At 69.1% G+C, this 8,603-nt stretch carries 7 protein-coding genes; 2 read left to right on the top strand and 5 right to left on the bottom strand.

The features are described 5' to 3' along the window. Positions 1-55 precede the first annotated feature (55 nt). Positions 56-958 (bottom strand): EamA family transporter RarD, encoded by a 903-nt coding sequence (rarD, locus tag ACNFOC_RS45925; protein ID WP_416964950.1) that lies wholly within the window; start codon positions 956-958, stop codon positions 56-58. 302 nt (positions 959-1,260) lie between these two features. Here rarD and ACNFOC_RS45920 point away from each other — a divergent pair, with 302 nt between their 5' ends. Continuing rightward, the gene (locus ACNFOC_RS45920) at positions 1,261-3,081 is read left to right on the top strand and encodes an alkyl/aryl-sulfatase (protein ID WP_416964949.1); all 1,821 of its coding nucleotides are present in this window, start codon (positions 1,261-1,263) and stop codon (positions 3,079-3,081) included. Between the two features lie 31 nt (positions 3,082-3,112). On the opposite strand, the gene ACNFOC_RS45915 is transcribed toward ACNFOC_RS45920, so the two are convergent. After that, positions 3,113-3,967 carry an SDR family oxidoreductase gene (locus ACNFOC_RS45915; RefSeq protein WP_416964948.1) on the bottom strand — a complete coding sequence of 285 codons (855 nt, stop codon included), beginning with the start codon at positions 3,965-3,967 and terminating at the stop codon, positions 3,113-3,115. A gap of 94 nt (positions 3,968-4,061) precedes the next feature. Here ACNFOC_RS45915 and ACNFOC_RS45910 point away from each other — a divergent pair, with 94 nt between their 5' ends. Continuing rightward, on the top strand, positions 4,062-4,499 hold the full coding sequence (locus tag ACNFOC_RS45910; RefSeq protein ID WP_416964947.1) for a winged helix-turn-helix transcriptional regulator: 438 nt from the start codon (positions 4,062-4,064) through the stop codon (positions 4,497-4,499). 9 nt (positions 4,500-4,508) lie between these two features. Here ACNFOC_RS45910 and ACNFOC_RS45905 read toward each other — a convergent pair whose 3' ends face one another. From ACNFOC_RS45905 to abrC3, 3 genes are all read right to left on the bottom strand, one after another. Beyond that, positions 4,509-5,588 carry a 2-oxoacid:ferredoxin oxidoreductase subunit beta gene (locus tag ACNFOC_RS45905; protein WP_416964946.1) on the bottom strand — a complete coding sequence of 360 codons (1,080 nt, stop codon included), beginning with the start codon at positions 5,586-5,588 and terminating at the stop codon, positions 4,509-4,511. Next, a complete protein-coding gene (locus ACNFOC_RS45900) occupies positions 5,581-7,518 on the bottom strand; it encodes a 2-oxoacid:acceptor oxidoreductase subunit alpha (RefSeq protein WP_416964945.1) in 1,938 nt (645 codons plus the stop codon). Before ACNFOC_RS45900 ends, ACNFOC_RS45905 begins: the two co-directional genes overlap by 8 nt. Positions 7,519-7,836: 318 nt before the next feature. Continuing rightward, positions 7,837-8,496: a response regulator AbrC3 gene (gene abrC3, locus ACNFOC_RS45895; RefSeq protein WP_026179104.1), complete on the bottom strand. Its 660-nt coding sequence runs from the start codon at positions 8,494-8,496 to the stop codon at positions 7,837-7,839. Positions 8,497-8,603: the final 107 nt, after the last annotated feature.

Genomic DNA, 8,603 nt, shown 5'->3' with positions numbered 1-8,603 from the left:
GCGGGCGTCTGTGTCATGCCCTTCACTCTGGCATCGGTACGGCGTGGTCGCGGGGCTACGCCTCCACCGTGTCCACCGGGTTCGGGCTCCCGGCCGCGGACCTCTCCTGTGCGATCGCCGCTGCCGCCCTGCCCCGCCTCGCCGTGCGCCACGCGTCCGTCGTCAGGAGGACGAGGGCCAGCCATACGAGCGCGAAGCCCGCCCAGCGTTCTAGGGGCATCGACTCGTGGAAGTACAGGATGCCCAGGAGAAATTGGAAGACCGGTGCCATGTACTGGAGCAGGCCCAGCGTCGACAACGGCACCCGGATCGCCGCCGCGCCGAAGCAGACGAGGGGGAGTGCGGTGACGATGCCGGTGGAGGCGAGGAGTGCGGCGTGGCCGGGGCCCTCCTGGGCGAAGGTCAGGGTGCCGTGGGAGTTCAGCCACAGCAGGTAGGCGAGCGCCGGCAGGAACTGGATCGCGGTCTCCGCGGCCAGGGACTCGATGCCGCCGAGGTTGACCTTCTTCTTCACCAGGCCGTACGTCGCGAAGGAGAAGGCGAGCGTGAGGGAGATCCACGGTGGCTGGCCGTAGCCGACCGCCAGGACGATCACGGCGGCCAGGCCCACGCCGACCGCGGCCCACTGTGCCGGGCGCAGCCGTTCCTTCAGGAGGAGGACGCCCATCGCGATGGTGACGAGGGGGTTGATGAAGTAGCCGAGCGAGGCCTCGACGACGTGGCCGCTGTTCACGGCCCAGATGTAGACGCCCCAGTTGATGGTGATGAACCCCGCGGCGATCGTGACGAGGCCCAACTTGCGTGGCTGGCGCAGGAGTTCACCGGCCCAGGCCCAGCGCCGGATCGTGAGGAGTGCCACGGCGACGAAAGCCAGCGACCACACCATGCGGTGGGCGAGGATCTCGGCGGCGCCCGCGGGCTTGAGCAGTGGCCAGAACAGGGGGACCAGGCCCCACATGCCGTATGCCGCGAAGCCGTTCAGCAGTCCTATGTGGTGCTGTTCGCCCTTCGGCTTCCCGCTCGGCTTCCCGCTCACGGGCCCCTCCTTCGCACGCCATGCCTTGCCGCGTCCGCGCGGCCAGCACGAAGGTAGCGCCGAGCGGCCCTGGCTGTCATGGGTGTATCGCCATACGGTCATGACGGTCGGGGGCGGGGCGCCCGACATGCGGCCCTTCCTGCCCGGTGTTGAGATGGATCGACGTGGCCTGTGCCGATCCGAGCCCCCCGTGTGCGGGCCGGAGCCCTGGAACGGAGTCCCAGATGACCGACGCCGCCCTTCCCTTCGAGGACACCGCCGACTTCGAGAACGCCGACCGGGGCTTCGTCGCCGCCCTCGACCCGGCGGTCGTGAAGGGGGCCGACGGCCATGTCGTCTACGACAACGACGCCTACGCCTTTCTTCAGGGCGACTGCCCGGACACCGCGCACCCCAGCCTGTGGCGCCAGGGGCAGCTCTGCTCCCGGCAGGGCCTGTACGAGGTCAGGGAGGGCGTGTACCAGATCCGGGGCCTCGACCTGTCGAACATGACCCTCGTCGAGGGCGAGCGCGGCGTGATCGTCATCGACCCGCTGCTGAGCGTGGAGACGGCCGCCGCCGGGCTCGCCCTGTACCGGAAGCACCGCGGCGACCGGCCCGTCACCGCGCTCATCTACACGCACTCGCACGCCGACCACTTCGGCGGCTCACGCGGTGTCCTGCCGCCCGGCACCGAAGAGGACGTCCCGATCCTCGCCCCGGCCGGGTTCCTGGAGCACGCGGTGAGTGAGAACGTCTACGCGGGGAACGCCATGACGCGCCGCGCGATCTTCATGTACGGCGACCGGCTGCCGAAGTCGCCCGAGGGGCAGATCAGCGCCGGCCTCGGCATGACGACCTCGAACGGCACCGTCAGCCTGATCCCGCCGACCCACGACATCACCCGTACCGGCCAGGAGGAGACGCTCGACGGCGTCCGCATCGTCTTCCAGCTCACCCCGGGCACGGAAGCGCCCGCCGAGATGAACTTCCTCTTCCCCGAACTGCGCGCCCTGTGCCTGGCCGAGAACGCCACGCACAACATGCACAACATCCTGACCCTGCGCGGCGCCGTCGTCCGCGACGCCCGTGTCTGGGCGCGGTACCTGGACGAGGCCATCGAGTACTTCGCCGACGCCTACGACGTCGCGTTCGCGTCCCACCACTGGCCGACCTGGGGGCACGACAACGTCGTCCAATTCCTCGGCGTGCAAAGGGACTTGTACGCCTACCTGCACGACCAGACACTGCGTCTGCTGAACGACGGCCTGACCGGGCCGGAGATCGCCGAGGAGCTGGAACTGCCGCCCGCGCTGGAGAAGTCCTGGCACGCGCGCGGCTATTACGGCTCCCTCAACCACAACGTCAAGGCGATCTACCAGCGTTACCTCGGCTGGTTCGACGGCAACGTCGCCCACCTGTGGGAGCACCCGCCGGTCCAACTCGCTCAGCGGTACGTGGAGTTGGCGGGCGGCGTGGACGAGGCCCTGCGCAAGGCCCGTGGCTACGTCGACGCCGGCGACCCGCGCTTCGCGGCCACCCTGCTCAACCACATCGTCTTCGCCGACCCGGCCTGTGGCGACGCCAAGGAACTCCTCGCCCAGGTCTACGAGTTGCTCGGCCACGGTGCCGAGAACGGCACCTGGCGCAACTTCTATCTGACCTCCGCCATGGAGTTGCGCCACGGCGTCAACGCCAACGGCGTCGACACCGCCAGCCCGGAGATGGTGATGTCGCTGACCACGGAGATGCTGCTGGACTCCGTCGCCATCCGCATCGACGGCCCCCGCGCCTGGGACGACGACCTCACCATCGACCTCGTCCTCACCGACGAGGACCGCCGCCACCGCCTCACCCTGCACAACGGCGCGCTCACCCACCGCACCATGGACACCCCCAAGACCCAGGCGGCCCTGACCCTCACCCTCACGAAGCCCCAGCTCCTGGGCGTCCTCGCGGGCAAGGGCCTCGACGGCGTCACGGCCGAGGGCGACGAGGCCTTGCTGGCCCGCCTCTTCTCCCACGTCACCCGGCCCGACAAGAGGTTCCCGGTCGTCACGCCGTGACGAGGCGTGGGAGAAGCCTTCCGTGGGTCGCTCAGCCCTTGAGCGCGAGCGCGATCGACTCGCTGATCGGCGTGGTCGGGCGACCCGAGAGACGGGACAAGTCGCCGGTGGAGACGACCAGTTCGCCCTTCTCGATGGACGCGTCGACGCCGACGAGGATCGCGGCGAACGGCTCGGGCAGGCCGGCGCCGGTGAGGATGCCGATGAGCGTCTCGGCCGGGACGTTGTTGTAGGCGATCTCCTTGCCGGTCTGCCGGCTCAGCTCGGCCGCGTACTCGGCGAAGCTCCACGCCTCGTCGCCACCCAGCTCGTACGTCTGGTTCTCGTGGCCCTCGCCGGTCAGCACGGTGACGGCGGCGGCGGCGTAGTCGGCACGGGTGGCGGCGGAGACCCGGCCGTCACCGGCGGCGGCCACGACGGCGTTGTGCTCCAGGACCGGGGCCAGCTGCTCGGTGTAGTTCTCGTTGTACCAGCCGTTGCGGAGCAGGGCGTACGGCACTCCGGACGCCAGCAGCGCCTCCTCCGTGCCGCGGTGGTCGTCGGCCAGGGCGGCGGTGAGGGAGCCGGGGGCACTGGTGTAGGCGAGGAGGGCGACACCGGCGGCCTTCGCGGCCTCGATGACGACCTTGTGCTGGCCGACGCGGCCCTTGTCGAACTCGTTGCCGGAGATCAGCAGCACCTTGTCGCCGGCGGCGAGGACGGTGTCGAAGGTCTCGGGGGTGTTGTAGTCCGCGACCACGATCTTCACCCCGCGTTCCGCGAAGCCGGCGGCCTTCTCGGGGGTCCGGACGACGGCGGTGATCTGGCCGGCCGGAACCTTCTCCAGCAACTGCTCCACGACGTGGCGGCCGAGGTGTCCGGTGGCTCCGGTGACGACGATGCTCATGGGTGACAACTCCTTGTGGGGTGCGGTGCGTGCCGCTAACCCTAGGGGAGGCGCTAACTCGTGGAAAGTACCCACTTTGAAGTAAGGTACTGGCATGGCAGTAAGTGCAGAGGTGCCGAGTGGCCGTGACACGGGCGAGGCGACGTGCCCGTACCGCCTGGTCATGGAGCACGTCACGTCCCGCTGGGGCGTCCTGGTCCTGATCGAACTCCTCGACCGCCCCTACCGCTTCAGCGAACTCCGCCGGGCGATCGGGCAGGTGAAGCAGGTGAGCGAGAAGATGCTGGCGCAGACCCTCCAGACCCTGGAGCGGGACGGCCTGGTCCACCGCGACGCCAAGCCGGTGATCCCGCCCCGCGTCGACTACTCCCTGACCGACCTGGGCCGCGAGGCGGCGGAGCAGGTGCGCGGGCTGGCCCTGTGGACCGAGGAGCGGATGGGGCGGGTGCTGGAGGCGCGGGAGGCGTACGACACGGCGAAGGGGCGGGCCGGTACCACCGGGGTGCTCCAGCCCGCCCCCTCCGCCGGGTAACCGCAACCGTCAGCCCACGACCGTCCAGGTGTCCCCGCCCGCCAGCAGCGCGGCCAGGTCGCCCTTCCCGTTCTGCACGATCGCCGTGTCCAGCTGGTCGGCCATCTGCGTGTCGTAGACCGGCCGTTCCACCGAGCGCAGCACGCCGATCGGGGTGTGGTGCAGGGTGTCCGGGTCGGCCAGGCGGGACAGCGCGAAGGCCGTCGTCGGGGACGTCGCGTGGGCGTCGTGGACCAGGATCCCGGACTCGTTCTCCGGGGTCACGTCGACCACCTTCAGGTCGCCCGTCGCCGGGTCGCGGACCACGCCCCGCGCGCCCTCCGCGCCGAAGCGGATCGGCTGCCCGTGTTCCAGGCGGATCACCGCCTCCTCGGCCCGCTGGCGGTCCTTGAGGGCGTCGAAGGCGCCGTCGTTGAAGATGTTGCAGTTCTGGTAGATCTCCACCAGGGCGGTGCCGGGGTGGGCGGCCGCCTCGCGCAGGACCTGGGTGAGGTGCTTGCGGTCCGAGTCGATCGTGCGGGCCACGAAGGACGCCTCCGCGCCGATCGCGAGCGACACCGGGTTGAAGGGCGCGTCCAGGGAGCCCATCGGCGTCGACTTCGTGATCTTCCCGACCTCCGAGGTCGGTGAGTACTGGCCCTTCGTCAGGCCGTAGATCCGGTTGTTGAAGAGCAGGATCTTCAGGTTGACGTTGCGGCGCAGGGCGTGGATCAGGTGGTTGCCGCCGATGGAGAGCGCGTCGCCGTCGCCCGTGACCACCCAGACGCTCAAGTCCCGCCTGGACGCGGCCAGTCCGGTCGCGATCGCGGGGGCGCGGCCGTGGATGGAGTGCATGCCGTACGTGTTCATGTAGTACGGGAAGCGGGAGGAGCAGCCGATGCCGGAGACGAAGACGATGTTCTCCTTGGCCAGGCCCAGTTCCGGCATGAAACCCTGGACCGCCGCGAGGATCGCGTAGTCACCGCAGCCGGGGCACCAGCGCACTTCCTGATCGGACTTGAAGTCCTTCATGGACTGCACTGCCTCGGCCTTGGGGACGAGTGAAAGCGCCTCGATCGTGCCCGAGCCTTCCGTGGACGTCTCAGCCATCGATGGCCTCCTTGAGAGCCGTGGCGAGCTGCTCAGCCTTGAACGGCATGCCGTTCACCTGGTTGTACGAGTGCGCGTCCACCAGGTACTTCGCCCGCACCAGCGTGGCGAGCTGACCGAGGTTCATCTCGGGGATCACCACCCGGTCGTAGCGCTTGAGGACCGCGCCGAGGTTGCGCGGGAAGGGGTTGAGGTGGCGCAGATGCGCCTGGGCGATGGACTCGCCGGACCCGCGCAGCCGTCGTACCGCCGCCGTGATGGGGCCGTAGGTCGAACCCCAGCCGAGGACCAGCGTCCGTGCGCCGTGCGGGTCGTCGACCTCCAGATCCGGTACGTCGATGCCGTCGATCTTGGCCTGGCGGGTGCGGACCATGAAGTCGTGGTTGGCGGGGTCGTAGGAGATGTTGCCCGTGCCGTCCTGCTTCTCGATGCCGCCGATGCGGTGTTCGAGGCCGGGCGTGCCGGGGATGGCCCACGGGCGGGCCAGGGTCTGCGGGTCGCGTTTGTAGGGCCAGAAGACCTCGGTGCCGTCGTCCAGGGTGTGGTTCGGGCCCTGCGCGAACTGGACGGTGAGGTCCGGGAGTTCGTCGATGTCCGGGATGCGCCAGGGCTCCGAGCCGTTGGCCAGGTAGCCGTCCGAGAGGAGCATCACCGGGGTGCGGTAGGTGAGGGCGATCCGCGCGGCCTCGATCGCCGCGTCGAAGCAGTCGGCCGGTGTGCACGGCGCGACGATCGGGACCGGCGCCTCGCCGTTGCGCCCGAACATCGCCTGGAGCAGGTCGGCCTGCTCGGTCTTCGTCGGCAGACCGGTGGAGGGGCCGCCGCGCTGGATGTCCAGGACGAGGAGCGGGAGTTCCATCGACACCGCGAGACCGATGGTCTCCGACTTCAGCGCGACACCCGGTCCGGACGTGGTGGTGACGGCGAGGGAACCGCCGAAGGCCGCCCCCAGCGCCGCGCCGATGCCCGCGATCTCGTCCTCGGCCTGGAAGGTCCGTACGCCGAAGTTCTTGTGCCGGCTCAGCTCGTGCAGGATGTCGGAGGCCGGGGTGATCGGGTACGAGCCCAGGAAGAGCGGGAGGTCCGCCTGTCGGGACGCGGCGACCAAGCCGTAGGACAGGGCCAGGTTCCCGGAGATGTTGCGGTAGGTGCCGGTCGGGAACGCGGTGGCGGCCGGGGCGACCTCGTAGGAGACCGCGAAGTCCTCCGTCGTCTCGCCGAAGTTCCAACCCGCCCTGAACGCCGCGATGTTGGCCTTCGCGATCTCGGGCTTCTTCGCGAACTTCGACTTGAGGAACTTCTCGGTGCCCTCGGTCGGCCGGTGGTACATCCACGACAGCAGGCCCAGCGCGAACATGTTCTTGCTGCGCTCGGCCTCCTTGCGGGTCAGGCCGAAGTCCTTCAACGCCTCGACGGTGAGGGTCGTCAGGGGGACGGGGTGCATGCTGTAGCCGTCCATCGACCCGTCGTCGAGGGGCGAGGCGGCGTAACCCACCTTCTGGAGCGCGCGTTTGGTGAACTCGTCCGTGTTGACGATGATCTCGGCACCGCGCGGCACATCGGCGATGTTCGCCTTCAGCGCGGCCGGGTTCATCGCGACCAGCACGTTGGGCGCGTCGCCCGGGGTCAGGATGTCGTGGTCGGCGAAATGCAGCTGGAACGACGAAACCCCCGGCAGGGTGCCTGCGGGGGCGCGAATTTCGGCCGGGAAGTTCGGCAGTGTGGAGAGGTCGTTCCCGAAGGACGCCGTCTCCGAGGTGAAGCGGTCACCGGTGAGCTGCATACCGTCACCCGAGTCACCGGCGAACCGGATGATCACCCGGTCCAGGCGTTGGACGTCCTTCACCCCCGCCGGTTTGCGTTGTTCCCCTACCAACGTGCTGTCGGCTCCGTCGGCCTGCTCCGCTGGGCTACTGACCTGGCTGGTCACTGAACTGGACCTCCTCTTCGAGGACGCTGTCCGGGCATGGTCGTCACGCCGACCCTCCCAGGATCAACCCTACGTCTGTAAGGGTCGCCTTCCTTCGGCCGTTCGCATGATGGACGCTGTTTTGAGACGGCCCGGCGCCCTGACTTGTCATGATTTCTCGCCCCCCGACGCTTGCCTTGAAGACGCTCCCGTTGTGTTGTCTGGTTCTCGGATCGCGCTGTCTGGTACTCGGACTTGGCTGACAGGTGACTGACGACGGCGAACAACCGCCGGTCGGCGGCCGGACAGCTGACACGGTGTCAGTTTGGCAGGAATTTGTCAGGAGTTGAGGTAGGTGAGCACGGCCAGAACACGCCGGTGATCCCCGTCACTCGGCGAAAGTCCCAGCTTCAGGAAGATGTTGCTGACGTGCTTCTCGACCGCGCCGTCGCTCACCACCAGCTGCCGGGCTATCGCGGAGTTCGTCCGCCCCTCGGCCATCAGCCCCAGCACCTCGCGCTCCCGCGGGGTCAGCCGCACGAGCACGTCCTGCTTACGGCTGCGCCCGAGCAACTGCGCGACCACCTCCGGGTCGAGCGCCGTACCCCCCGAGGCCACCCGCACCACCGCGTCGACGAACTCACGCACCTCGGCCACCCGGTCCTTCAGCAGATAACCGACGCCGTGCGTGGAACCGGCCAGCAGTTCGGTGGCGTAGCGCTCCTCCACGTACTGCGACAACACCAGCACCCCGAGGCCGGGATGCGCCTTGCGCAACTCCACGGCCGCCCGCACCCCCTCGTCGGTGTGCGTCGGCGGCATCCGTACGTCGGCCACGACCACGTCCGGCAACGCGCCCTGATCCGCCAGCTCCGTGATGGTCTTCACCAGCGCGTCCCCGTCACCCACCCCGGCCACCACGTCGTGCCCACGGTCGGTCAGCAACCGGGTCAGGCCCTCCCTGAGCAGCACCGAATCCTCGGCGATGACCACCCGCACCCTGTCCTCCACGATGTTCGGCCCCCCATAGCCCGCCCTGCCGGCCCACGTCGATTCGCGTCCGTCCACACGACAGGTCCAGCATCCCAGTATTCGGACCTCGGTGC

It is taken from the genome of Streptomyces colwelliae (assembly GCF_048158785.1).
GTDB lineage: Bacteria > Actinomycetota > Actinomycetes > Streptomycetales > Streptomycetaceae > Streptomyces.
This window is presented reverse-complemented; position numbering and strand designations above follow the sequence as displayed.

Coding starts and splice junctions, on each gene's coding strand:
- ACNFOC_RS45920 (WP_416964949.1), top strand. CDS start 1,261: ATGACCGACGCCGCCCTTCCCTTCGAGGACACCGCCGACTTCGAGAAC.
- ACNFOC_RS45905 (WP_416964946.1), bottom strand. CDS start 5,588: ATGGCTGAGACGTCCACGGAAGGCTCGGGCACGATCGAGGCGCTTTCA.
- ACNFOC_RS45910 (WP_416964947.1), top strand. CDS start 4,062: ATGGCAGTAAGTGCAGAGGTGCCGAGTGGCCGTGACACGGGCGAGGCG.
- ACNFOC_RS45915 (WP_416964948.1), bottom strand. CDS start 3,967: ATGAGCATCGTCGTCACCGGAGCCACCGGACACCTCGGCCGCCACGTC.
- rarD (WP_416964950.1), bottom strand. CDS start 958: ATGTGGGGCCTGGTCCCCCTGTTCTGGCCACTGCTCAAGCCCGCGGGC.